Genomic DNA, 25,525 nt, shown 5'->3' on the forward strand with positions numbered 1-25,525 from the left:
CAGTGGAATGAACCCGCTGACTTGCAAAAAATAAAAGCCCGATAAACAAAAAAACCACCATAACGGTGGTTTTTTTGTGTCCTTTCGATAAGAACTTATATCTGAATTATACAGCCGACTTAACAGTTTTGATAATACGAGCTGCAACTTTGTAAGGATCAGCAGCAGAGTTTGGACGACGATCTTCCATGTATCCGCTCCATCCTTTTTGAGGAACAAGAACAGGAATACGAATAGAAGCACCACGGTCAGAAACGCCATAGCTGAAATCATGGATACTTGCAGTTTCATGCTTTCCAGTTAAACGAAGGTGATTGTCGGCTCCGTAAACTTCAATGTGTTCTTTAACAACAGGACGGAAAGATTCGCAAACTTTGTCGAATACTTCTTTGCTACCAGCAGTTCTCAATACTGAGTTTGAGAAGTTTGCGTGCATTCCGCTTCCGTTCCAGTCAAGTTCACCAAGGGGTTTGCAATGCCAGTTTATAGAAACACCATATTTTTCACCGATACGTTCTAACAGGTAACGTCCCAGCCAGATTTCATCACCAGCTTGTTTTGCTCCTTTTGCGAACATTTGGAATTCCCACTGTCCAGCTGCAACTTCTGCATTGATACCTTCGATGTTAAGACCTGCATCGATACAAGCATCAAGGTGTTCTTCAATAATTTCACGTCCGAAAGCATTTTTTGCGCCTACAGAGCAGTAATATGGTCCCTGTGGTGCAGGATAACCGTTTGCAGGAAAACCAAGAGGTTTGTTAGTTTCGTTATCCCAAAGGAAATATTCTTGTTCAAATCCGAACCAAAAATCATTGTCATCATCTTCGATTGTCGCGCGGCCATTTGTTACGTGAGGAGTGCCATCGGCATTCAAAACTTCACACATAACAAGATACCCATTTTTACGTTGCGGGTCAGGAACAACAGCGACAGGTTTTAGCAAACAGTCGGATGAACCACCAGCAGCTTGTTCTGTGGATGAACCATCAAAAGACCAGTTGCTCAAATCTTCCAATTTGCCACTAAAATTTTCTTCGATTTTGGTTTTGCTACGTAAACTTTGGGTCGGCTTATAGCCATCCAACCAAATATATTCCAGCTTGGATTTTGACATAATAGTACTAGATAAGGTGGTGACGAATTATTATAACGACACAATATTAATGCAAAAATGTAATTGCAAGAAATAAAATGTAATAAAATTTAAATAAATACAGAATTTTATTGTGTTTGTGGTAGTATTGTCAGTAAAAAGTGCACTATTTTAATAATTTTACAAAGGATCGTTTATTTCATTAACAAATAATGTTTTTTGTTAAATGGATTAAATCAGGATTAAAAATGAAGACTTTTACGATATGATCGTCATAAAATCCTATAAACAGGTTTGTCTCACTAATCAACAAATCTTAGAAATGTCACTTTTCTTCTCACCTGAAATGATTAATTATTTGGTACATTTGAATAATTCACACCCATTTTACTGAATTATAGATTATGCATTTGTTTTACCAGCCGGATATCCGGATCATGGAATTGGATGACGAAGAAGCCAGGCATTGTACCAAAGTGTTGCGCTTAAGTTCGGGAGATATTATACATGTAACGAATGGGCAAGGCTTGTTACAGAAATGTTCTCTGGATACGCATGGCAAAAAAATCCGGTATAAAGTGATCGACTCCGAAATAAAACCACGCAGGTCATATGGCGTTCACATGGCTATCGCTCCAACGCGAAAAGCTGAACGAAATGAATGGATGGTAGAAAAGATGATTGAGTTAGGAGTTGAAAGCATTGATTTCATCGTTACCGGTAACACAGTGAAGGAATCATTGAACAGGGTAGTGAACATGTCCAGGCTCGGCAAGATAGCAGCTGCGGCGATGAAGCAGTCTCAGCAATATTATATGCCGGAGATTACATTAAACTTAAACTTTAATGCGTTTATAGAAAGCAGAAAAGATGCGGCGAAACTAATTGCCTATGTTCCTGACAACCACCTTGTGAAGCACGTGCTACACGTTACACCCAGAGACAGTGAAACTACATTACTCATAGGACCAGAAGGTGACTTTACTGCTGCTGAGGTGGAGTTTGCGCTGAATAACGGTTTTCAAACGGTATCTTTGGGTGCAACCCGCCTGCGTACGGAAACCGCCGCTGTTGCTGGTTGTCATGCCATAAATCTTGCCAATTTAACAGCGTTATAATTTATCATACTGATATGAAAAGCAGAGCACTAGTAAAATGTATAATATTGCTTCTAACCCTGTTAAGTTCTAAGGCTACTCAGGCTCAATCGGCACTTAAAATAGCCAAGCTAAAATATGGAGGAGGAGGAGATTGGTATGCAAACAAAACCTCGCTGCCGAACCTTATTAAGTTTTGCAATACAGAACTTAAAATGAATATCAATCCTGTTGAAGACGTTGTGGAAACAGGCAGCACCGATATTTTTGGTTATCCGTTTGTCCACATGACAGGCCACGGCAATGTGGTTTTTACAGATTCAGAGGCACAAAATCTTCGCAGTTATCTGCTGTCAGGAGGGTTTCTTCATATTGATGATAACTACGGCCTGGATCCATTTATACGCAGGGAAATGAAAAAGGTTTTTCCTGAACTGTCGTTTATAGAGCTTCCTTTTGATCACGAAGTATACAAAGTAAAATATAACTTTCCGGATGGGCTTCCGAAAGTACATGAGCACGACGGAAAAAATCCGCAGGGTTTCGGATTGATCTGGGAAGGGCGATTGATCTGCTACTATTCCTTTGAAACTGACCTTGGAAACGGCTGGGAAGATCAAAGTGTCTACAATGATCCGGAGGAACTGCGGAGAAAAGCACTACAAATGGGAGCCAATCTCGTAAGCTATGCCTTTATGATTTTATAAGGAAATCGTTTTTTGAGGAGACAGCTACGTAATAAAGTAGAATCAATATAAATAATTTCAAAATTATGCGCTGAACTGTATGGGATTCTGCATGGTTACCGTTATTTTTGTACATACTTAGTTATAATCAATCCGTTTTCATGTACATAATAATTGCCGTTTTTGTAGTACACTGGTATTTGTCACTTTTTTGTCAAACCTTTTTCCTTCACCGATATTCCGCTCATAAGATGTTTATTATGAGCAAACCATGGGAGCGATTCTTTTACTTGCTTACCTATATTTCTCAGGGATCTTCTTATTTAAGCCCACGGGCCTATGCGATTCTGCACCGGATGCACCATGCATTTAGTGACACGGAAAAGGATCCGCATTCGCCGCATCACACTAAGAATGTGTTCACAATGATGTGGGAAACGAAAGATATTTACAACGCCGTATTGAATCGCAAGAGAGCGGTTGAAACTCGTTTTGAGCGGAATTACCCTGAATGGCGCCTGGTGGAGAAATTGGGAGATTCCTGGATTTCGCGTGCAGGCTGGGCTCTACTATATACTGCGTTCTACATACTGGCCTACGTTTATCTGGATATGCATTGGGCATTTTTCTTTTTGCTTCCTATACACTTCCTGATGGGGCCAATTCATGGTGCTATTGTGAACTGGAGTGGTCATAAATATGGCTATCAGAATTTTGATAATGATGACAAGTCTAAAAACTCATTGATTTTTGATTTCCTGATGATGGGAGAGTTGTTTCAGAACAATCACCACAAACGTCCAAACAGCATTAATTTCGGATCAAGATGGTGGGAAGTTGATCCTACCTATCCGGTGATCAAACTTCTCAATAAGATGAAGATCATTGAAATCAGGAAGAAGCACTAGAAAAAAATATAAGTAGAGGCGGCGAGGTAATCTTGCCGCTTTTTTTATGACCGCTTTTATCAGGTACCCCTATAAAAACTTTGGCAGGTGTGAGATACACCTGCCAAGTTTGCTTATTAACACCACAAAAAATGAAATCTATTTAGGAAACCTCTTCGCGAGGTATCGCTCTATAAGAACAATACAAATAAATATAACAATACTTAAAAGGGAGTTAATAAAAAGTTAGAATTTACTTAGAGAAGAAAAATAAGTTGACAGGTTTCAGTTAACAGTCCAGTCACCTTCTCCCGCTTTCTGACTTTTATTCCATTAGCCCAATTCTGTACTAAAAATTTAGGATAAAGGTTGTTCCTTTGGGGTGATTGGATTTAATAATAATCGTGCCGCCATGAAGCCTTACGATACGGTCCACAAGCGACAAGCCTATACCGTACCCTCGTATGTTTGCCGTATTCTCGCTTCGATAGAATGGCTGAAACACCAGGTTCTGGTCTTTCTCCGGAATGCCCTTACCTTGATCGGAAAAGGTGAGTTGAATGTCGTTTGCTGAACATTTCAGAACTACGGATACACTCTGATCATCCGAGAACTTACATGCGTTGTCCATCAGATTAAGAAAAGCAGTTTTAAGCAAGGTGGAATTGCCAGCTATTTCAAGCCAGGTATCATCTTCAGGCAAATCGTCAAAATCAACGTTAATATTGTAACTATTATTCGATTCAATGAGCATTTGACGTGAATCCAGCAGCAATTCATCCAGTCTGACGGTCTCGGTTAGCAAATCACCCTGATCCTCGCTGACCTTGGCCAGTTCCAGCAAGGTATTTGAAAGTTGAGCGAGCTCCTGTATATCCTCTAAAACGGAACGTATTGTGAATTGATATTCTGTCTGACTCCTCTCTTTTAAAATACTTACTTCCAATTGGGAGCGGATTTTGGTAAGTGGATTTTTGAGTTCATGCGAAACATTGGCCACAAAAATTTTCTGCATCTGGAAGGCAGTTTCAATTCTTTCGAGCAGATTGTTGAAGGTGGTGATCAACCGTCCAATTTCATCTTTCTGATTAGGCACATCCAGCCTTGTATGCAGGTTCTGAGGAAGTATTCCTTCCACTTCGTTCATTACCTTGGAAATTGGTCGTAGAGCGCGTTTGGCAAAGATCCATCCTGCAAAAGTGACAATGATCGTAACAATGATGAATGATGCCGTGAGCAGTTGCAGCAGGTTGATCAGGTTCACTTCCCCGACCTTATCTTGTGCACCCATCAGGACAACCGCTCTTGTAAATGGAAAGTTGGTGTAAAGACCTACAACTTTTGAATCACCGTCGGTGTATCTTATTTCGCCAGCTTTACGTACTTCATCCAACCAGTATCTGGAGACATGGATGGTTTTGGTATTGGAATTGGTGTAGATCAGCCGGTTCTGTTCATCGAAAATCAATATGATCTGATTGTAGATCCGGTCCGTGTTTGAGCCTTCCAGCGCCCTGATTACGTCTGGGCTCACAACCGGGCCGTCGAGCAGACCAGCTGTGGAATTTGCTTTTGACCTGAGGCGGTCATAAAAATCCTGTGTAAGATTCTCGTAAGAAAAGTAATATATCGCCAGGAAGGTAACCAGTAATATGCTACTTACCAGCAGGGAAAACTGTACGGTGAGCCTGGTGCGTATTTGCATTAATCCTCAACTTTAAGAACGTAACCCATGCCGAACTGTGTATGGATCAGCTTTACCGGATAATCCTTATCAATTTTTTTACGAAGATAATTTACATATACCTCAATAATATTTGTTCCTGTATCAAAGCCAATGTCCCATACCTGCTCGGCGATTTCCACTTTCGACACCACGCGCCCCTGATTCCGGATAAGATACACCAGGAGATTAAACTCCCGTGCTGTCAGGTTAATCTTATTGCCCGACCTGTGTACCGTTTTTGCATCCAGAGAAACTTCAAGATCAGCGAAACGAAGCAGCTGAGCCGTATGTAAAATACCAGAACCACGTTTTGTGAGGGCACGAACTCTTGCAACGAGTTCCTTGAACTCAAAGGGCTTCACAAGATAATCATCAGCACCTGCATCCAGCCCGGTAACTTTATCATCGGTAGTTCCCAGCGCTGTCAGCATCAGAATAGGTGTTTCATCACCCCAGCTTCTGATTTCCCTGCAAAGCTCTATACCGTTGATCCCAGGAATAATAATATCGCTGATAATCAACTGATACGTGTTATTCTTTGCCAATTGTTTACCAATAAGACCATCATAGGCAATGTCCACTTCGTAGCCGTCTTCTTCCAGTCCCTGTTTCAGCGACTGCACGGTTTTTGGTTCGTCCTCAATTAGCAGTAATTTCATCTTATGGGTAAAAATAATTCTGAGACATCTTTCCAGCTCGAAACCCTCCGAAAACCAGTTTCCCGCACATTGTGAGCGGCAGTAAATAATATTCCTTCTCCTTTAAAAACTTGCAGATTACTCGTGTGATCGTCAATAAGGTAGTCCGACTGAATGATGGTCTTGTAGCCACAAAACACAATGTTGGTCCAGGGAACGAAACTAAAATGTTTTAACAGCCAGTCAAACTTATCTTTAAAGGAATTCGGAAACTCCATACAGGCCGTTGCTATGTAAATTTCATAAAATCCTGACAGCGCCTTAACGGTCTCTATTGCATCCTTTTTCACTTCAATGTCTGTGAAAAATCCCGGTGAATTAATAATCTTTTTCAGTTTAGCCAGCTGCTTCGGATGCAAAAGATCCTTTAAAGCGCCTGCTGTCAGATCCTTCTCCGTCAGATTAGTCGGAAAATCATTCAATATCACACTGATCAATTTTTCATGGGTGTTTGCAAGTACATCATCCATGCCCAAAGTAAGTCTCAGCATTAGATCAATATTCGATGCGAATCAAAACCTTCAAGATAATCATTTACTCGTTTAAGAAACATTCCTCCCAGGGATCCGTCAACCACGCGGTGATCGTAAGAATGAGAGATAAACATTAAACTACGGATTCCCAGCAAATCTCCCTGCGGAGTTTCGATAACGGCAGGTTTCTTTTTTATAGCTCCAAAGGCCATGATCGCCACCTGTGGCTGCACGATAATTGGTGTTCCCATCAGATTGGAGAACGCTCCGATATTAGAAACAGTGTAAGTTCCACCCGAAACATCGTCGGCTTTTAATTTATTCTCCCGTGCCTTTTTTGCCAATTCGTTCACCTTCTTAGCCAGACCGGCCAGATCGTACTGATCAGCATGATGAATTACGGGAACGATCAGATTACCATCGGGCAAAGCCACCGCCATCCCGATATTGATGTCTTTCTTTCGCACAATTTTATCTCCGTCCACAGAGATATTGATCATCGGAAAATCTTTAATAGCCTTAACAACAGCTTCAATCAGAATAGGCGTGAATGTGATGCTGTCTCCAGATTTTTTACGATAATCCGCTTTAACAGCTTCTCTCCACTTCACAACCGAGGTCATATCCGTCTCAATAAATGAAGTAACGTGAGCCGAAATCTTCCTGGATTCGATCATGCGCTGTGAAATCATTTTACGCATCCGATCCATTTCTATTATCTCATTTCCTCCGTTAAGAGAAACCGCTTTAACGGGCTGAGGCTGAGACCCCGCATCTACACGCGTTTCGATATAACCGAGTATATCAGTCTTAGTCACCCTATTTTCAACTCCTGTTCCCTGAATTCGGGCAAGTTCATCTGCATTAATCCCTTCTTCCCGAGCAATACTCAAAACAAGAGGAGAGTAAAAGCTGTTATTATCCACGGAGTTACTCGGGGCAGAAACAGGGGCATGCGACTTTGAAGATAGAGCTTCCTGGAAATCCTTTTCAAGAACGGCAGCCGAAGTCTCGGCAGTAATTGCCTCTGGCGAGTCGGAGATTATTCCGGTTGTGCTATTTTCGGTTTCTCCTGAGTCTGCTGTTTCTATCAACGCTACAGGGCTTCCAATTGGGACGACCTCATCCTCTTTTACAAGCCATTCTTTCAGAGTTCCTTCAAATGGGCAAGGAACTTCTGTATCCACTTTGTCAGTGGCTACTTCTAATATGGAATCATCAATAGAGACTTTATCACCTTCTTTTTTCAAACGGTGTAAAACCGTACATTCCATGATACTCTCGCCCATTGGGGGCATCAGCATTTCAACTATTTTCATACTATTCTATTAAACCGAACACCTGTTTGTCAAAAGTGTTCAGGTAAATTAGTTTGTTCGCATCTGGCTTTTCCAAATACTTTTTTCAAATTCAGATCTGAATCTTTTCTTCCTTCCTTATGGTTTTCCTCAGCAAATTCAATGCATAGGTCGACGCCATTTCGATATTGATACTTCTGACATTGGCCAGTTTAAGAAGCTGCGTTACAGTCCCGGTCGGCGTTGCGCAGGCAATCCATACTGTACCAACCGGTTTTTCAGCCGTGCCACCATCAGGCCCGGCAATACCCGTCGTTGCCAATGCGTAGGTTGTGTTAAGCAATTTTCTCGCACCTTCTGCCATTTCAATAGCCGTAGCTTCACTCACTGCACCATGTTTGATAAGCGTATCTTCTGACACACCCAAAACATTCATTTTGATGGAATTGCTGTAACTCACAACCGAACCTTCAAAATAGGCCGACGATCCTGGAATGTTTGTCAGTCTGTGTGCCAGAAATCCTCCCGTACAGCTTTCCGCAGTACCTACTGTCGCATTATTTTTTACAAGTAACGCTCCAATTACAGTTTCCAGTTCATCAAGATCATAGCCATACACATGTTCTTCAATCATTGGCAAGAGTAAATTGACCTGATCCTGAAGCTCGCCATTTAACGAAACTGCATCAGAACCTGTACCAGTAAGGCGTAGCTTAACCTGCCCGAAATGAGGCAAATAAGCAAGTTTTATATGAGCAGGAAGAGCATCTTCCCAAGGTGCAATTTTTTCAGCCAGAAAGGACTCTCCAATACCGATTGTTCTAACCGATTTATGTTGAATTACGTTTAAAGTAAAGCGTGCTTTCAGTCTTGGAAGTATTTCAAATTCCATCAGATTTTTCATCTCATATGGAACCCCGGGCAAAGAAACATATACCACACCATTTTTTTCAAACCACATACCGGGAGCCGTTCCCCATTGGTTTGGAATGTAAGTACAATTATCGGGTAATGCTGCTTGCTGAATGTTGAGTTCGGTCATAGCCCGGCCTCTTTTTGCAAAGAAAGCTGTAACGTGCGCCAGGGCATCCTCATTCATTTTTAAAGTACTTCCAAAATACTCACAAAAGGTATGCTTGGTAATATCATCTTTAGTAGGACCGAGGCCTCCGGTTACAATAACAATATCTGCGCGTTTCCAGGCATCGGAAAATGCGGACAAAATATCGTGCTTATTATCTCCAACTGATGTTTTGCGAACAGTTCGAACGCCTATCCCTGTCAGCTCAGAACCAATCCATTGTGTATTGGTATCGACGATCTGACCAAAGAGAATCTCGTCTCCAATTGTTATAATTTCAGCCCTTACTGTGGGATTCATAAATGATAAACCGGTTGAATTTAAGCGTATATTTCCCAAAAATAAGTAAAATTAATCGTTATTGATTACGTTTGAATCCTAGATGAATATTAACAAACTTAAAGTGTAATGAACCAAAAAATGATTATGGCTGCCATGCTATTGGTTTTGTCAAGCTGTGCTTCTGAGGCTCAGTTCAAAACCAAACTCGGTAAAATTCTTGAACAGGTACAAACTCCCGGTGGCGCTTTGAGCGAAGGGGATATAGCAAGAGGATTGAAAGAAGCACTCAACGTCGGGATCAATAACGGATCGGCAGAGGCGTCGAAGGTAGACGGCTTCTTTAAAAATGAACTGATCAAAATTGTAATACCTCCGGAAGCGCAAAAGGTTGCTGAAACTCTTAGAAAGATGGGAATGGGTAAAGAGGTAGATAAGTTCACCTTGTCACTCAACCGTGCGGCGGAAGACGCAGCCAAAAAGTCGAAGCCGATATTTGTAAAGGCAATCACGTCAATGACTATTACGGATGCGGTGAGCATATTGAAAGGGCAGGATGACGCGGCAACGGTGTATCTGCAAAAGACCACAAATGACGAGCTTTTTAAAACTTTCTTCCCTGTTGTAGATAGTACGTTGAAGATTAACAAAGCTACCCAGTACTATTCCGATCTTGTAAATATTTACAATCAGATCCCTCTGGTGAAGAAAGTAAATCCAAATTTGAAAGAATATGCTACGCAAAAAACGATAGATGGACTTTACATTCTGATTGCCCAGGAGGAGAAGAAGATCAGAAAAGATCCTATGGCCAGAGTGAACGATATTCTGAAAAAGGTGTTCGGACAAGGAGGGAAATAGATTCAATATATCCCCCATGAACGTTTATTGCTTACTTTTGGGAAATTTTTAACACCTATATGAAAAATTCAGAAATAAATTTCACCATAGAACTTGATGCGCAGAATGTACCGGAGAAAATCCACTGGAATGCAACCGATAATCCAAATGAGGGGATTAACGACACCAGGGCGATTGCTATTGCGGTATGGGATCATTACCATAGAGGAACGCTGAAAATAGATCTTTGGACTAAAGAAATGGAGGTTTTCGAAATGAAGCGATTCTATATCGAAATCATGAGCGGTATTGCAGACACACTCCTGACTGCCACAAATGACCGGGCAATGGGAGAGGCCATTGAGGGTCTTTGTGAGAATCTGAGCAAGAAGCTCGACGAAGAAATGAAAGCAGCCAAGTAAAGATTGAAAGACCCGGAGTGTGAGCTTCGGGTCTTTTGTTTAAAGTAGACTACTTTTCTTAAAGTTTCGTATCCAGCTTTAATAGAAATCAACATTACTTTTTTAGATTGTGACTTCCAACCAATCCATGCTATTGATTGTCTGTAAGATGATCGACTAAATTGTGGTCCGTAAATACCTCAATTAATTATCTAGACCAACTACGCTCATGATACGTTTAATATCAATTGTATTTTTGCTGGCTATATTAAGCTGCAAGGAAGACAAAATTAATACTGCGGCATTAGATTGTTACTCCCAGTATAAAGACCTAAGGCGTGGCGAGTTCGTAGTGGATGCACCTGTAACAGTGCAACTGAGCGGTGGATTAGCTCTTGGTAAACAATTGAAGGCATCTAATGGGGTTTCTTGGGGTGGATGCAATCTTCCCGCTCAGTTTGCGCAGGATAGCTTGGCCATTTATGTAACTGGCTACTTCCTGACTTCTAAAGAATTAGAGACAATGAATTTAACTCCTTTGCCTTTTGAAATTATTTCTGCAAAGCATAGATAGTCGCCATCAGTTCCAAGCTATTTCATTTAGGAAGCGGAAAATATTGACCTTGTTTTGGTCTTTTCATTGTTCTTCAATCCGCTGCAATCCCTTCATATCTTCAAGGTCCTGTTTCAAAGATTTTATCAACGATTTGGCTACCAAATCATAAGAATCTTTTACGAAAGAAAACAGCAGATCGCTTGGAATACTACCGTTTACGCGTACCGTATTCCAATGTTTCTTATTCATATGAAAACCAGGTAATACGTCATCATAGCGCGATCGAAGATCCTCTGCTATCTCGGGATCACATTTAACGTTGAAAGTAAAGGATGCTCCATCCAGAGGTGTGAGTAGGAAGACTTTCCCCATGACCTTGAACACGAGAATATCCGGACCAAAAGGCAACTCCTCTGTCACACCGGCCAGCGATAGACAATAATCCCGCAACGTCTCCTGATTCATCTTGTGAACGCTCGAAAGATCATGACGATCATACAAATAACAAACATTACAATTGATATACGGTTGATACCGTGCATCATCCGCAGGTTGAAAGAAGTCGGCGCATTCGGATCCGGTTTTTTGAATACCCGAATAAAGTAGCCAAATACATCTCCAAGCTGAAAATACTTTTTCATTATTATTATAGTTTCAAGTGGTCAAACCACTAGTTCAAAACTTCTACTTCTGACGGATCAATCCAGCGACCGTCCTCTCTGATCAGTTCAATGAGCTCATCCACTGCTTTGGCAGCTGTAACAGATCGTTTTATCACTTCCTGCCCACGGTACAACGCAATTTTATCCTTCCCCATTCCCACATAACCGTAATCCGCATCTGCCATTTCACCGGGACCATTCACGATACATCCCATGATACCGATCTTGATACCTTTCAGGTGTTCGGTGTGTTTCCTGATCATGGCTGTTGTTTCCTGCAAATCGAAAAGTGTACGGCCGCACGACGGACAAGAGATATACTCCGTTTTGGACATACGTGTTCTGGCTGCCTGTAAAATACCGAAAGCGACACTATTAAAGGTTGATGCCAGTTTTAGCTTCTCCATTTCGTCGCTGTCAAATAAAGGTGACAGAAGGATACCATCACCAAAACCATCCACAAGTAAGCCGCCAATATCCGTTGCAGAATACAAGGTAAGTTCGTCCGTAGGCCTTACAGGGTAATTTCTCTGAATCACAACAGGAACTTTAATTTTCTGTTCAACCAGTTTATAGAAAAACCTGCGCATCTCAGGCATTGCATGGGCATTGTCTGTATGAAGCACGAGCACCACGTTCACGTTATCTTTAATACCTGCCAAAAATGAATCGCTGAAAGAATGAATAGTCCCTTTAACGAAGTTCAGGGATAAAGAAATCTCTTCACTTGCCTGCCACTCTTCAACTGTGAGTAATGGAAATCTGTTGGTTTTGTCAGCTTGTGAAACCCATTGCGGAAAGTCCAAAATCTCTTTCAGGCCATTTGGCAACATAAACGGAGATGGATTTTTTCCCGTGTAAATAAAATCCGCCCCTTGGTCATTCATTGCCCATTTGTCGGGGACAGGCAGGAAAAAGTGCCCGATGCTTTTAAGTTCATCATATCCATTAATAACAATATCCGAATAGTCAGCAATAACTCTTGGTACATTTAATCCACCAAAATTGTAAACTTCTTTGGTTTCTCTTCGTGTATACTGGAAAGGATTAATCGGGCATGAAGAAACCGGTTCAATGTAATCGTGTCCCGGACGATTCGTATATCTTTCAATCAACGCTCTGGCAACAGGTGCTTCTTTCTCAGGAGCTTCTGTAAGCGAAACGCGTACAGTGTCACCCAATCCGTCTTCCAGCAATGTTCCGATCCCCACTGCCGATTTGATACGGCCATCCTCAGCTTCGCCTGCTTCGGTAACGCCCAGATGCAACGGATAAGGATTCAATCCTTCCTCATCAAGTCTTTGCACAAGTAGACGGTAAGCCTCAACCATGACCTGCGTGTTGCTAGACTTCATGGACAGGGCTATATTGAAGTAATTGAACTCCTCACAGATTCTCAAAAATTCCAATGCAGATTCAACCATTCCAAGCGGTGTATCGCCATAACGACTCAAAATCCTGTCGGACAGCGATCCGTGGTTGGTGCCTATCCGCATGGCGGTACCATATTCCTTGCAGATCTTGATCAAGGGAATGAACTTCTCTCTGATACGCTCCAATTCGGCAGCATAAGAAGCGTCTGTATAATCAATCACCTCAAAACGCTTCCTGTCGGCATAGTTACCAGGATTAATCCGGACTTTTTCTACAATTCTGGCAGCAAGTTCGGCAGCATTAGGTGTGAAGTGGATATCAGCTACAAGCGGAACAAAAATGCCCGCCTTATGTAGTCCTTTTCTAATGTTTTCCAGATTCTGAGCCTCTTTGACACTCGGGGCAGTAATACGGACATATTCGCAACCGGAATCCACCATTCTGATTACCTCATCGATCGATCCCTGCGTATCCATTGTGTCTACGGTAGTCATGGACTGCACTCTGATGGGGTAGTCGGAGCCCATAGGAACATCTCCGATTTTAATCGTAATTGTTTTACGGCGTTTGTATTCCGTCAGCGACGGGCAGTAAATGTTGGTCTTTTCAGGAGCTGTTATTAATGTCATCAGCGATATGTAGTCATTCTGGTAAAGCTGCGAAGGCAGTTTATCAGAAGTAAATTCGTTTTTTGAATCAGCTGTAAACTGGATCAGCCGAGTTGCAAAGTTCACAAAACTAAAACACAATAAGAATTACATTCGTGCATTTATTCTTTCAGACCTAAAAATTGACCGGTTACAAGAGTCCGTGATCATTTGTACTGTCCTGAAAAGCATAAAAAAATCCCGGAAGCTTTACAGATTCCGGGATCGCAAAATTTAAAAACGAGCTTACCAGCTTTTCTTTTTGTGCCCAACCAGTCCAAAATAAAGAATGAACAGGTAAAGTGGCAACATGAGCCAGTAAGCTTTTTGTGTACTTCCGATCGAATCGGCAATACCACCGTAAACCAATGGCATAATTGCTCCTCCTGAAATACCCATAATCAATAACGCAGAACCAATTTTGGTAAATTTACCTAAGCCACTCAATGCAAGCGGCCACAATGCAGGCCAGATAACGGCATTCGCGAAACCTAAAACTGCGATGCACAACACGGATGTAAAGCCAGTTGAGAATATGGCTACAATGGTTACCAAAACTCCTAATACGGCAGAAAACATTAAATAAGATTGCTGGGAAACATATTTAGGAATAAGGACAATTCCCAAAACATATCCAAACATCATTCCACCTAGCGTGTAGGTACCGAATAACCTTGCTTCTTCCTCAGCAAAGCCCAGCGAAACACCATAATTAATAATTGTATCACCTGCTATCACTTCAACCCCCACGTAACAGAAAAGAGCGATTACACCAAGTACCAGGTTTGGAAACTGAAACACACTGGTTTTCTCCACAACTATTTGCTGCGTAGCAACAGGAGCTTCCTCTTCTTCACTTACTTCAACCAGTCCTTTGGACATGCGAATAAGCAGGGCAAGGCCAACAAGTACGCCAGTTAGAACCAGATATGGAACAACAACTTTATCGAGTTCATCTTTTGGGTCAACCGAGGAGGTACCGGCAAGCAGCAAACCACCTACAACAACCTGGCTTATAATTCCAGCAGTTTTGTTGGCAATACCCATGATACTGATCCTTTGTGCAGCGCTGTCGCGCGGACCGAGAATTGTAACGTACGGATTGGAAGCGGTCTGTAATACGGTGAGACCAATACCGATTGTAAAAAGACCTACCAGAAAAAGGTTATAACTGGCCATTTCCGCAGCCGGAATGAAAATGAGCGTTCCTGCGGCCATTACGAGCAAGCCAAGCGACATTCCATTTTTAAATCCTGTCTTTTTCAAAACCATCGACGATGGAATGGCCATTAAAGTATAGGAAATAAAGAATGCGAATGTAACCAGATAAGAACTTGTGTTGTCGAGGCTGAATGCTTTTTTGAAGAAGGTGATCAGGGTTCCGTTTACCCAGGTAACAAAGCCCATCACAAAAAATAAAACACCGATAATAACAAGAGGAACCAGATAGTTGTTGTTCTTATTGCTCATTGAGGCAGCAGTTAAAAGGGTTATAGGTTTAAGAGTATTTTGAGACTGTAAGGGTGCAATATACGTGGAAATAATACATTTTTAAATTTTTTAATAAACTAAAAAATAAGGGTCTTCGTCGGGCATATTGAATCAATTTTCGAGGCGATTGAACAATTTTGTTTTCTTCGGCGTTTACCCAATGCAAGTAACTCCAAAGAGCGATCTCAACAGCTCGGCGGCTTTAAGTGTGTTGGACACATACTTTGTAACGACATTTAAGGCATTTAAAATTTTAGTTGGTAATATATGGCTCATAAAGTAGCTGTGTTTCGCAAGGAACATTTCAATGCGGCGCACCGTCTTCATAATCCTCAGTGGACAGATGAAAAGAATGAAGCTGTATTTGGCAAATGTAATAACCCCAATTTTCACGGACACAATTACGAAATTATCATACAGGTTACCGGAGAAGTTGATCCCGAAACTGGTTATGTGATAGATATGAAGATTCTAAGCGCTCTGATAAAGGAGTTTGTGCTTGACCGTTTCGATCACCGCAACCTGAACCTGGATGTAGAAGAGTTTTCCGACTTGAATCCATCGGCGGAAAATATCGCCATCGTTATTTACAATATCTTACGAAACAAAATTGATGCAGGGCTAGCCCTGAAAATAAGATTATATGAAACAGAACGGAACTTTGTCGAATATCCCGTCGATTGATTTGCTGGAAGCAGAAGAAGTAGGGGACAACCATCTTTTTTCTTCTATCGAAACGCCCATGCGTGCCGATGCATTCGCCATGGAGGATGACACGAAAATAGAGCTTATCGAAAAGCATTTTCGCCACATCATGGAAATCATGGGGCTGGATCTTACCGACGATAGTTTGAAAGGAACTCCTAAAAGAGTAGCCAAAATGTATATCAAGGAAGTTTTTAGCGGACTAGACCCTAAGAACAAACCGGATATCGCGCTATTCGACAACAAATACAAATACGACCAGATGTTGGTTGAGAAGGACATAACGGTGTTCTCCAATTGCGAGCATCATTTTGTGCCCATATACGGAAAAGCACACGTAGCCTACATTTCCAGTGGAAAGGTAATTGGCCTGTCCAAACTGAACCGTATTGTTGAGTATTTCAGCAAACGTCCTCAGGTGCAGGAACGCCTTACAGTTCAAATCGCCAACGAGCTTAAACAAGCATTACAAACCGAAGATATCGCCGTTGTTATCGACGCCCGTCACATGTGTGTTCAGTCGAGAGGTGTGCGCGATTCAGGAAGTTCGACAGTTACAGCCTATTACGGAGGTAAATTTGAGAACGAAGCGACCAGGAAAGAGTTTTTGAGCTATCTGGGTATGTAAGAAGATAATGGTTAGTTGTTAATGATAAAGTATTAATTACGTTTGAAACTGACTTTCTAGAATTCATCGGATAGTTATATCAGCCCAAATTATTAAAAAAATAGCCCGGCCATCGTAAGATTAACCGGGCTATTTTCATTGACACTTAACAATTAATAACCAACCATTAAACAGTTGGTCCAACTCTTTCAAGCAGCGCCTTGGTCGCTTTGATACCATCGTATTCAGAAAGTTTGCTTCCTTCATATTCGATACCTGCTATGCCTTTGAAACCGCTTTCTTTTACGATTTTCAAGATTTTGGTATAATCCGTTTCGATGCAATTTCCTTTTTCGTCGAAGTCGTATGTTTTGGCACTAACACCTTTTGCAAACGGCATCAGTTCTTTCGTTCCCTGATATCTGTCATAAGATTCTTCACAACCAGTGCTGCTTCTCTTGATACAGAAGTTTCCGAAGTCAGGCAGCGTTCCAACATTTTTCATGTTCACCTGCTTCATCACACCAGCAAGCCATTGACCATTGGAAGAAGAACCTCCGTGGTTTTCTACAATGACATTGATACCGGTTTTAGTAGCAAATTCACCCAATTTACCCAAACCTTCAATGGCTGCTTTGGCAACATCTTCATTAGATCCTTTACCAAAAGCATTTACCCGGATGGTTTTGCAGCCCAGATACTTCGCCGCTTCAACCCATTTGTAGTGGTTTTCAACTGCTTTGTTACGCACTGCTGCATCCAACTCTCCAAGTCCACCTTCACCGTCGATCATGATCAGGTTATTTTTAACACCATTATCCTTGGCTCTTTTCAATAGCTCGGCAAGGTATGTTTTGTCTTCTGCTTTGTCTTTGAAAAACTGATTCACATACTCGACAATGCTAATTCCAAATTCCTTTTTTGCCAGTTCAGGGAAATCAAGATTGGTAATTTTCTTTGCAAATAATTCTTTGTGTAACGACCATTCAGCCAGGGAAATATCAAACCAAAGTTTCTTGGCAGCGGAATCAGCCAGAAGGTCGGTAATTGTCGTGGCAGCTAGCGCAGTCGCACCAGCTTTTTTAAGGAAATCACGTCTTGAAAAATTCATCATGGTTAGAAATTTAGAAATTATAGATACTCTTTTAAATTGATTTGCGCATCGGTGTAAAGTTTTTCATTCTTCACAAGCTTTATAGCGTCCCATTCCAGATCATGGACGAAGTTATGCTGCCTCACAGGACAATTTTCTACCCGGCAAAAGTAACAGCATTCCTGCAGACAAGGGTCTGCATGAACAAAAATTTCTGTCTCGCCTGTGTGACTGTCTTTTATTGTGTTTTCAAATTTATGAATTGCTTCATGTACCTTTTGTAATTCCCAATAATAAGGCAAGGTTAGGTGACAGTCAATGTGCAGATCTGAACCATATTGCTGCACACGTAAATTATGAACGTCAATCCAATAGCTCTTCTTGTTCGCATTTAATGTTTGTACAACCTTATCCAGCAGTTTCTCATCCGTTGCATCCATCAGTCCTGCAACCGATTTACTCACAAGATGGAAACCATTGAAGGCCAGAAAAACACCGAACAGGAGCGAGGCTGCACTGTCAATCCAGGTTAATCCAGTAACGAGTATGAGCCCGACACTTAATATCAAAGCCAAACTGCTAATACTATCCGATAATAAATGCCTTCCGTCGGCTGTTAAAGCCATGGAATGCGATCGACGCCCTTCTATGATCAGCTTGTACCCAATTACAGTATTGACCAGAATCGTAAACAATATAAAGAGAGAACCCTGTTCGAGATTATCAATGGGTGCGGGTTCCATCAATCGCCTCACTCCTTCAATGATGATAAATAAAGAAGCAATCATGATGAGAGCGCCCTCAAATCCTGCGGAAAAGAATTCTATTTTACCATGTCCGTACGGGTGGTTGCGATCTTTGGGCTGAGCTGAGAGGTATATACTGTAAAACGCAAACCCACTGGCAATTACGTTGATAATTGATTCGAGTGCATCACTTAAAATAGCAGTAGAAGAAGTGATGTGATAAGCGAAAAACTTCATACCTGTGAGCACAATGCTCGCCACAAAAGATAGCAGTATGAGACGTTGTTTACGCTTATTTTGGTTTATTTGCATTTTATTTTGATAAATCGGAGCATAAAAATACTAAGAAAATGCGGGTTCTAACCACAGAAAATAATTGGAAGACACTTTCCACTAAAACCGTTTATGAAAATGCCTGGCTCGAACTCAGTCATCGTGAGGTGATAACGCCGGGTGGCTCCAATGGAATATATGGTCTTGTAAAATTCAAAAATCAGGCAATTGGAATTTTACCAATTGACAAAGACAATAATATATATCTGGTAGGTCAATTTCGATATGCTATTGACGAATACTCCTGGGAAATTCCCGAGGGAGGTGGGCCATTGGACGCCGATCCGTTGATAGCCGCAAAGAGAGAATTAAAAGAAGAAACGGGTTTGGTAGCAGAAAAGTGGACAAAGTTGGGACGAATTCATACTTCCAATTCCGCAACCAATGAAGAAGGTTTCCTTTTTATAGCTGAGGACCTGAATCAGCTGGAAGCCGAGCCGGAAGACACTGAAGAATTACAGGTAAAAAAAGTTGCACTGAGTGAAGCGGTGGAAATGGTGATGAGGTCTGAAATTACAGATTCCCTTTCAGTGTGTGCCATCTTAATGGCTGCAAAGCTTAAAGGGATCTAATATGCTGGAAGCTTTATTATATGGTACGCTTACCGGAATTGGACTTTGTCTTACTTTTGGTACCGTTTTCTTTTCACTTGTTCAAAACAGTGTAGACAATGGTTTTAGAACAGGAGTTAAAATAGCATTCGGTGTCTTTATCAGCGATGTTATTTTTGTATTTTTTGCCATCTTCGGAACAACCTTTCTACCTGATGTTTCCAATTTCCAGAAATGGATTGCAGCAGCCGGTATTGTTTTTCTTCTCATTCTCGGAGTAAACAATTTTGTCAACGGACAACCCAAAATCGCTTATCCTAAAACCCGTTTCGGAAATCTTTTGTACTACTTCACAACCGGCTTTTTATTGAACGCGCTCAACCCCGTCAACTTCATTACGTGGGTAACCATTGCAACTTACATCAGGTCCAATCTTCATTTTCATATGGGGCAGGTTGTAACCTTTTTTGGAGCAAGTGTAATAGCCGTGTTTGTAATAGAATGTGCTATTGCCTTTTACGCCAACAAGCTTAAAAGACTTTTTACTCCAAAAGTAGTGTTGATTTTTAACAGAGTAACAGGCGCAGTTTTTATACTGATTGCCGGGCAGATCGCCTACACCACTTTTATTAAGTAGTCGGCCTCGCCGACTACTTATATCTTCTTACTGGTTAACAGGATAATTATTTTTCTTCAAAAAGTCTTTCCAATCGTCGATCAGGAAGTTTTTAAATACCCTTGGAAATTTGTGCTGACCGCCCATTTTTCCTTTGGATTCCATCCAGCCATAAAATGCCTTGTTGGGTAGCACAGTTACAAAAATATCCTTCAAAGCATGCTTTCTTTCAATAGCATAATCATCATTCAATTCCGAGAGACGAGCGTCCAGTTTTTGCTTTAATGCCGCTGTATCCACCTCCGTTTCTTCCACGCCAATGTACCAGTGATGCGCAAAGAGGGATTCGTGCGGTATTCCGCAAACGGTAAATTCTTTCACGGTAAGTCCCATTTCATCGGAGACCAGATCAATTGCCTTGTTCATGTTGTCAACTGACAAATGCTCGCCGCACAGACTCAGATAATGTTTGGTACGTCCTGTAATGGCAATTTCACCTTTTTGTTTGTCAACAAACTTAACGGTATCGCCGATCAGGTAACGCCATGCACCTGAGCAGGTTGAAAGCAAAAGAGCATATTCCTTACCTTCTTCAACCTGATCAACCATCAGGGTCTCGGGATCCGCCAGCAGCGTGCCTTCGGAGTCGAAGTTCTGCTCGTTAAAGGGTACAAATTCGAAAAATAATCCATTGTCACAAACCAGTTCCATTCCGACTGCACCCGGACGGGTTTGGTATGCGATAAAACCCTCTGACGCCAAATAGGTATTGATGTAAATTAACGGGCGTGACAGCAATTTTTCAAAACCTTTCCGGTAAGGTTCAAACGAAACGCCGCCGTGAGCAAAAACCTGCAAATTAGGCCAGATGTCGTGAATGGTTTTCACATTATAATGCGCAATGATCTTTTCCATCAATAGCTGAATCCACGCGGGAACACCTACTATGAACCCAATATCCCATTCATGCGCCTGCTTGGTAATTTCTTCCAGTTTGATTCCCCAGTCCTTTTGAGAAGCTATTTTTTCTCCCGGCTTGTAATAGGGACGAAACCAGTAGGGGATTTGTTTCGCGGTAATACCACTCAAATCACCTTCAAAATGTTTATCCTGGTTATTCAGGTTGGTACTTCCGCCCAGCATCAGAAATCCTTTCTCATAAAGATCATCAGGCAAATCTTTGTAGTGACCAAGAGAAAGAATCTGACGAATGCTTGTCTTTTGTATCGCCCGCGACATGGCTTTGGTCACGGGAATATGCTTGGTTGCAGCTTCCGAAGTGCCAGAGCTTAGTGCATAATACTTGATTTGTCCGGGCCAGCAAATATCTTTTTCTCCATCCAGCGAACGGTGCCACCATTCGTTGAAGATTTTATTATAGTCAAAAACAGGAACTGTTTTTTTGTATTCCTCATAAAACGTCCCTTTATCACCAAAGAGAATGGACGACAGAAGCTCGTCGAAATTATACTTTTCTCCAAATTCTGTATACCTCGCTTTCGCCAGAAGTTTGGCAAGTGTTTTCTTCTGTTGCTGATGAAGACTTGCCTTTTTCCGGTTGGCAACGATGTTGCTGAACAGAATTCCTTTTTTAAGTAAACTTCCTACTAATGCCATAACTAATTTTTCAAACGTGAACTATAAATCCCAGGTAGTTAGCTGTTTCAACGCTTCATACTCTGTAAGGTCATACTGGCAAGGAACTACTGAAACATAATTGTTATCAAGCGCCCAAACGTCCGTATCTTCCTTTTCGGTGTCAAAGTTAACAAAATCGCCCGCCATCCATAAATAGCCGCGTCCATTAGGATCTACACGGTAATCGAACTTTTCCTGCCATTTGGCATGTGCCTGTCTGCATACCTTTACGCCCCGGAGCGGAACCTCTGTTTTAGCCGGAATATTAACATTCAAAGCGACGCCTTTTGGAATACCATTTTTAAGTGCCGATTCCGTGATTGCTTTGATAAAAGGTACGGCGTGGCTAAAATCAGCATCTTCTCTAAAATCGCACAACGAAAAACCGATAGCAGGAATACCCTCAATAGCGCCTTCAATCGCAGCCGACATCGTACCTGAGTACAGCACGCTGATCGAGCTGTTGCTTCCGTGGTTGATCCCGCTTACCACCAGGTCGGGTTTGCGGTCCTGTAAAACATAATGTTTTGCAAGCTTAACACAATCGGCAGGCGTACCTGAGCATTCGTACTCTACTACGTTTTCAAAAATGTGTGTTTCATAAAGCCTGAGCGGCTCACCGATGGTGATGGCATGACCCATTCCAGACTGCGGGCTATTGGGTGCAACTACAATCACATCGCCAATCGTTTGCATGGTTTCAACCAGCGTTCTTATTCCTAACGATGTAATACCATCGTCATTTGTTACTAAAATCAGGGGTTTCATATTTCTGTATTAAATTCTACTCCAGCAAGGTCAGCAGAATTTATGAAGAGTGGATTAGGGATAAAATATTATATAGATTTACAACGGACAAATCCGCTTAACTCATGCCGTTTTATCAAATTTAATTAAAATGCCTTCATTCGCAATAGAGCTGGCCACAACAGCAGACATACCTGTCATCATCGACATCCATCAAAATACCTGGGAACCAACTTACAGGGAGATACTTAGCCCAGAGCAGATCAAATTTATGTCGGAAGAATTTTATTCAACCGCCGCATTGGAAAATTCAATTTCAGAAAAAGGTCATCAATTCCTGATCTTGCATGCAGACGGTGTTCCTTGTGGGTTTGCATCACTTTCCGAAGAGATGCACCAAAATTTTAAACTGCACAAGATATACATCCTGCCATCATTCCAGGGTACCGGAGCAGGTAAATACCTGATTTCCGTTGCGGAAAACTTTGCGAAGGAGCGAGGCGCAAATACCATTTCGCTTAACGTGAACAGATACAACAGGGCGAGGTATTTTTATGAAAAAATGGCCTACCAGATAATCCGCGAGGAGGATATTCCGGTAGGCCCTTATTGGATGAATGACTTTGTGCTTGAAAAAAAACTGGTATAAATTAAACCGAAGCTTGCTGCGCTGCCAGTTTCATTTTCTTAATGTTTTTCTTCTGGCTTTTCAATCCCTGCAAGGGATGATAATGGTTGCTTTTGCTCACGTAGTAACCCGTTCCGTCGTAAATACGTTTTCCGGGATGCGCTTTGCATTCCGGAGAACATGCGCCTTCCATTTCCTCACCGCATTTGTGGCAAACCGGAACGTGCGTATTACATTCGGCATTTGCGCAGTTAATCATGCGGTCACATGGCTCATCGCAAATGTGACATTTCGAAATTACGGTAGGGTTGACACTATTCACATCCACTGTAATCCGGTTGTCGAAAACGTAACATTTTCCGTCAAAATTTTCACCTCCCTCTTCCAGTCCATAGCGTATGATCCCGCCATGAAGCTGATATACATCAGTAAAGCCTTTTTCAATCAGATATGCACTGGCCTTTTCGCACTTGATGCCACCGGTGCAGTAAGTAACAATTTTCTTGTCTTTCAAATGCTCGATCTCATGAACGTGATCAGGAAGCTCACGCAAATTATGCATGTCAAAAGTAATTGCCCCTTTAAATTTGCCAACCTCATGCTCGTAGTCCGAACGCATATCAACAAGCACCACTTCCGGGTCATTCAATAATGCTTTGAACTCTGATGGTTCCAGATGTTTTCCGGTTCTAACCAAAGGATCAACACCAAGATCCGAATTTACAATCTCATCTTTCACCCGAACATGTAATTTCTGAAAGGCAATTGTATCATGTTCCTCAATCTTGAACTGAACATGTGCGAAACGAGCGTCTGAGCGAACGTAGTTCATATATGCTTCGCAATCTTCCGGCGTGCCCGAAACAGTTCCATTCAAGCCTTCCGGAGCAATAATAATTCTGCCCAACAGGTTGTTCTCGACGCAAAATAAATGATGTTCGTCGCGATATACCTCCGTATTTTCGATAGGAGAATAGCAGTAATATAAAATAACCTTAAATGGCTTCATTAACTTAAATTTGTCTTGTGGAATGTTACACTCCAAAGTTTAACATTTGAAACAGCGGCAGGCTCATCTGCCTGCCATCGAAATCGCTGCAAATATACGAATATTGCAAGTTTATAGAAAATGGTGAGAAACTGACTTTCATCAACCTTCACTATTCGACGCAATTTTCTACTTTTGCAAAAATCTCCCGATGAGTTAACCATTCATTTATCATTATAATTCAGCTATGCACATCGCTATCGTAGGAAATATCGGCGCAGGTAAAACCACTCTGACCCAGATGCTGGGAGCACATTACAAATGGGACGTGATGTATGAAGCAGTGGAGGGAAACCCTTATCTGGCCAGTTTCTATGAGGATATGGAGCGCTGGGCATTCAATCTGCAAATTTATTTCCTCAACAGCCGTTTTGCACAGGTTCAGCAGATTCGCTCAACAACTTACGCAACCATCATTCAGGACCGCACCATTTACGAGGATGCTTACATTTTTGCAAGAAACCTGTACGAATCCCAAATCATGTCAGAGCGTGATTATCAGACATACCTTCTGCTGTTCAATTCCATCATCAATACTGTTTCTCAGCCGGACCTGCTCATATACCTGAAAGCGGATATCCCCAAACTTGTTTCCCAGATCAAGAAAAGAGGAAGGGATTTTGAGTCGGATATTTCCACGGAATATCTTGAAAGCCTGAATGTTTACTACGAGGATTTTGCCAAAAACTATGATCATGGCCGTCTTCTCGAAATAGATGTCAACAACATGGACTTTGCCAACAACGCCGCTGACTTTAAGTTCATAACCGAGAAGCTGGATAAGGAGTTGTTTTACGTATAATTATTTGAAGCTTAAAGGTAAAAAATGCATTCAGAACACCTGAATGCATTTTTTTTGTGACCAGTATTAAATTTACGGTGTATCAGCAATAACTCGAAATAGAGTTTACCGATGCTAAGATAGTTATCAGACATTACCCTACTCTTTCCTGAAAATTCAACGAAAATCGACTTTCGTATCAATTAGCATCCTATTGCTGTGCTTGCATTTTTTAGTAGGTTGCGAAAACAAAAATCAATTGATCCCGGGAAGTTTTAATGGGTTCGATAAGATTGTTAAAATAGTTATAACTAAACCTATACAATCGGATTACTTTCTTGGCGTAGACAGTAATGGAATTAATTGAAGTCTAACTGCTTATGATAATCAAGGTGATACAATTTTACGCATCGGGTATAGACACATTATTTTTCAAGGTCGATGTTCTGAAAGGTGGTCGGCCGATTGAGCTTACCATCCCCGTAGCCGCATGGGAGAGAGTTTAATGTTTACTAAAAACAATTAAATATCAATAAAATTATGTGTCAAATTAACACACTTGGTAAAATTGGTTATATTTGTATATAATTTTGTCAAATTCCTTTAATGGTAAACTAGTGTTATTAAAGGAAGGGAGATGGAAGGATCAACAGTTAATTGTGAAATCTATTGGTTAGGTTCGAAAATGTCAAATTGTATAAAAAACGTGCAGTTGCTTAGGTTGTAAGCTTAATTAGATT

27 protein-coding genes are annotated in these 25,525 nt (G+C 41.5%); 12 read left to right on the plus strand and 15 right to left on the minus strand.

Annotated elements, in window-relative coordinates:
• Positions 1-106 precede the first annotated feature (106 nt).
• The gene (locus LZG71_RS00930) at positions 107-1,117 is read right to left on the minus strand and encodes a glutamine synthetase beta-grasp domain-containing protein (protein WP_233816169.1); all 1,011 of its coding nucleotides are present in this window, start codon (positions 1,115-1,117) and stop codon (positions 107-109) included.
• A gap of 383 nt (positions 1,118-1,500) precedes the next feature.
• On the opposite strand from LZG71_RS00930, the gene LZG71_RS00935 reads away from it, so the two are divergent.
• The 3 genes from LZG71_RS00935 (at position 1,501) to LZG71_RS00945 (ending at position 3,787) form a co-directional block, all read left to right on the plus strand.
• Positions 1,501-2,214: a 16S rRNA (uracil(1498)-N(3))-methyltransferase gene (locus LZG71_RS00935; RefSeq protein ID WP_233816170.1), complete on the plus strand. Its 714-nt coding sequence runs from the start codon at positions 1,501-1,503 to the stop codon at positions 2,212-2,214.
• A 14-nt stretch (positions 2,215-2,228) separates the two neighbouring features.
• Entirely contained in the window at positions 2,229-2,900 is a 672-nt protein-coding gene (locus LZG71_RS00940) for a DUF4159 domain-containing protein (protein WP_233816171.1), read from the plus strand.
• A 140-nt stretch (positions 2,901-3,040) separates the two neighbouring features.
• Positions 3,041-3,787 (plus strand): acyl-CoA desaturase, encoded by a 747-nt coding sequence (locus LZG71_RS00945; protein ID WP_233816172.1) that lies wholly within the window; start codon positions 3,041-3,043, stop codon positions 3,785-3,787.
• Between the two features lie 328 nt (positions 3,788-4,115).
• Here the strand turns inward: LZG71_RS00945 and LZG71_RS00950 are convergent, their stop codons facing one another.
• The 5 genes from LZG71_RS00950 to LZG71_RS00970 all read right to left on the minus strand — a co-directional run bounded on the left by LZG71_RS00950 (position 4,116) and on the right by LZG71_RS00970 (position 9,342).
• Positions 4,116-5,471, minus strand: coding sequence for a HAMP domain-containing sensor histidine kinase (locus LZG71_RS00950; RefSeq protein ID WP_233816173.1), 1,356 nt, complete (start codon positions 5,469-5,471; stop codon positions 4,116-4,118).
• Positions 5,471-6,151 (minus strand): response regulator transcription factor, encoded by a 681-nt coding sequence (locus LZG71_RS00955; protein ID WP_233816174.1) that lies wholly within the window; start codon positions 6,149-6,151, stop codon positions 5,471-5,473. The genes LZG71_RS00950 and LZG71_RS00955 overlap by 1 nt, the downstream gene beginning before the upstream one ends.
• Positions 6,148-6,681 (minus strand): 5' nucleotidase, NT5C type, encoded by a 534-nt coding sequence (locus LZG71_RS00960; protein WP_233816175.1) that lies wholly within the window; start codon positions 6,679-6,681, stop codon positions 6,148-6,150. Before LZG71_RS00960 ends, LZG71_RS00955 begins: the two co-directional genes overlap by 4 nt.
• Positions 6,681-7,982, minus strand: a complete 1,302-nt coding sequence (locus tag LZG71_RS00965) for a dihydrolipoamide acetyltransferase family protein (protein WP_233816176.1) — start codon at positions 7,980-7,982, stop codon at positions 6,681-6,683. The genes LZG71_RS00960 and LZG71_RS00965 overlap by 1 nt, the downstream gene beginning before the upstream one ends.
• A gap of 91 nt (positions 7,983-8,073) precedes the next feature.
• Positions 8,074-9,342: a competence/damage-inducible protein A gene (locus LZG71_RS00970; protein ID WP_233816177.1), complete on the minus strand. Its 1,269-nt coding sequence runs from the start codon at positions 9,340-9,342 to the stop codon at positions 8,074-8,076.
• Between the two features lie 108 nt (positions 9,343-9,450).
• On the opposite strand from LZG71_RS00970, the gene LZG71_RS00975 reads away from it, so the two are divergent.
• The 3 genes from LZG71_RS00975 to LZG71_RS00985 all read left to right on the plus strand — a co-directional run bounded on the left by LZG71_RS00975 (position 9,451) and on the right by LZG71_RS00985 (position 11,136).
• On the plus strand, positions 9,451-10,182 hold the full coding sequence (locus LZG71_RS00975) for a DUF4197 domain-containing protein (RefSeq protein WP_233816178.1): 732 nt from the start codon (positions 9,451-9,453) through the stop codon (positions 10,180-10,182).
• A gap of 59 nt (positions 10,183-10,241) precedes the next feature.
• Complete coding sequence (gene gldC, locus LZG71_RS00980; protein WP_233816179.1) at positions 10,242-10,583, plus strand: gliding motility protein GldC; 342 nt, start codon at positions 10,242-10,244, stop codon at positions 10,581-10,583.
• 208 nt (positions 10,584-10,791) lie between these two features.
• A complete protein-coding gene (locus LZG71_RS00985; protein ID WP_233816180.1) occupies positions 10,792-11,136 on the plus strand; it encodes a hypothetical protein in 345 nt (114 codons plus the stop codon).
• Positions 11,137-11,199: 63 nt separating this feature from the next.
• On the opposite strand, the gene LZG71_RS00990 is transcribed toward LZG71_RS00985, so the two are convergent.
• The 4 genes from LZG71_RS00990 to LZG71_RS01005 form a co-directional block, all read right to left on the minus strand.
• Entirely contained in the window at positions 11,200-11,583 is a 384-nt protein-coding gene (locus LZG71_RS00990; protein WP_233816181.1) for an MmcQ/YjbR family DNA-binding protein, read from the minus strand.
• Positions 11,580-11,759: a DUF6728 family protein gene (locus LZG71_RS00995; protein ID WP_233816182.1), complete on the minus strand. Its 180-nt coding sequence runs from the start codon at positions 11,757-11,759 to the stop codon at positions 11,580-11,582. Before LZG71_RS00995 ends, LZG71_RS00990 begins: the two co-directional genes overlap by 4 nt.
• 29 nt (positions 11,760-11,788) lie before the next feature.
• Entirely contained in the window at positions 11,789-13,783 is a 1,995-nt protein-coding gene (ispG, locus tag LZG71_RS01000) for a (E)-4-hydroxy-3-methylbut-2-enyl-diphosphate synthase (RefSeq protein ID WP_233817294.1), read from the minus strand.
• A 264-nt stretch (positions 13,784-14,047) separates the two neighbouring features.
• On the minus strand, positions 14,048-15,271 hold the full coding sequence (locus LZG71_RS01005) for a sugar MFS transporter (RefSeq protein WP_233816183.1): 1,224 nt from the start codon (positions 15,269-15,271) through the stop codon (positions 14,048-14,050).
• 288 nt (positions 15,272-15,559) lie between these two features.
• Here LZG71_RS01005 and LZG71_RS01010 point away from each other — a divergent pair, with 288 nt between their 5' ends.
• Both LZG71_RS01010 and folE read left to right on the plus strand, forming a co-directional pair.
• Positions 15,560-15,976 (plus strand): 6-carboxytetrahydropterin synthase, encoded by a 417-nt coding sequence (locus LZG71_RS01010; protein WP_233816185.1) that lies wholly within the window; start codon positions 15,560-15,562, stop codon positions 15,974-15,976.
• Positions 15,936-16,625, plus strand: a complete 690-nt coding sequence (gene folE / locus LZG71_RS01015; protein WP_233816187.1) for a GTP cyclohydrolase I FolE — start codon at positions 15,936-15,938, stop codon at positions 16,623-16,625. The genes LZG71_RS01010 and folE overlap by 41 nt, the downstream gene beginning before the upstream one ends.
• Before the next feature lie 166 nt (positions 16,626-16,791).
• On the opposite strand, the gene LZG71_RS01020 is transcribed toward folE, so the two are convergent.
• Positions 16,792-17,715 carry a sugar phosphate isomerase/epimerase gene (locus tag LZG71_RS01020; protein ID WP_233817295.1) on the minus strand — a complete coding sequence of 308 codons (924 nt, stop codon included), beginning with the start codon at positions 17,713-17,715 and terminating at the stop codon, positions 16,792-16,794.
• Positions 17,716-17,735: 20 nt separating this feature from the next.
• On the minus strand, positions 17,736-18,755 hold the full coding sequence (locus LZG71_RS01025) for a cation diffusion facilitator family transporter (RefSeq protein ID WP_233816189.1): 1,020 nt from the start codon (positions 18,753-18,755) through the stop codon (positions 17,736-17,738).
• Positions 18,756-18,793: 38 nt separating this feature from the next.
• Between LZG71_RS01025 and LZG71_RS01030 the strand changes: the two genes are divergently transcribed.
• The gene (locus tag LZG71_RS01030) at positions 18,794-19,348 is read left to right on the plus strand and encodes an NUDIX hydrolase (RefSeq protein WP_233816191.1); all 555 of its coding nucleotides are present in this window, start codon (positions 18,794-18,796) and stop codon (positions 19,346-19,348) included.
• Position 19,349: 1 nt separating this feature from the next.
• Positions 19,350-19,964, plus strand: a complete 615-nt coding sequence (locus LZG71_RS01035) for a LysE family translocator (protein ID WP_233816193.1) — start codon at positions 19,350-19,352, stop codon at positions 19,962-19,964.
• Positions 19,965-19,991: 27 nt separating this feature from the next.
• Here LZG71_RS01035 and LZG71_RS01040 read toward each other — a convergent pair whose 3' ends face one another.
• Complete coding sequence (locus LZG71_RS01040) at positions 19,992-21,560, minus strand: GH3 auxin-responsive promoter family protein (RefSeq protein ID WP_233816194.1); 1,569 nt, start codon at positions 21,558-21,560, stop codon at positions 19,992-19,994.
• Between the two features lie 21 nt (positions 21,561-21,581).
• Positions 21,582-22,349, minus strand: coding sequence for a 5'/3'-nucleotidase SurE (surE, locus tag LZG71_RS01045; RefSeq protein ID WP_233816195.1), 768 nt, complete (start codon positions 22,347-22,349; stop codon positions 21,582-21,584).
• A gap of 130 nt (positions 22,350-22,479) precedes the next feature.
• Here surE and LZG71_RS01050 point away from each other — a divergent pair, with 130 nt between their 5' ends.
• Entirely contained in the window at positions 22,480-22,977 is a 498-nt protein-coding gene (locus LZG71_RS01050; protein ID WP_233816196.1) for a GNAT family N-acetyltransferase, read from the plus strand.
• Between the two features lies 1 nt (position 22,978).
• Here the strand turns inward: LZG71_RS01050 and LZG71_RS01055 are convergent, their stop codons facing one another.
• Positions 22,979-23,965: a rhodanese-related sulfurtransferase gene (locus LZG71_RS01055; RefSeq protein WP_233816197.1), complete on the minus strand. Its 987-nt coding sequence runs from the start codon at positions 23,963-23,965 to the stop codon at positions 22,979-22,981.
• A 226-nt stretch (positions 23,966-24,191) separates the two neighbouring features.
• Between LZG71_RS01055 and LZG71_RS01060 the strand changes: the two genes are divergently transcribed.
• Positions 24,192-24,806 (plus strand): deoxynucleoside kinase, encoded by a 615-nt coding sequence (locus tag LZG71_RS01060; protein WP_233816198.1) that lies wholly within the window; start codon positions 24,192-24,194, stop codon positions 24,804-24,806.
• The last annotated feature ends 719 nt before the right edge of the window (positions 24,807-25,525 follow it).

This window comes from Dyadobacter sp. CY312 (genome assembly GCF_021390535.1).
In the GTDB taxonomy this organism is placed as follows: domain Bacteria; phylum Bacteroidota; class Bacteroidia; order Cytophagales; family Spirosomataceae; genus Dyadobacter.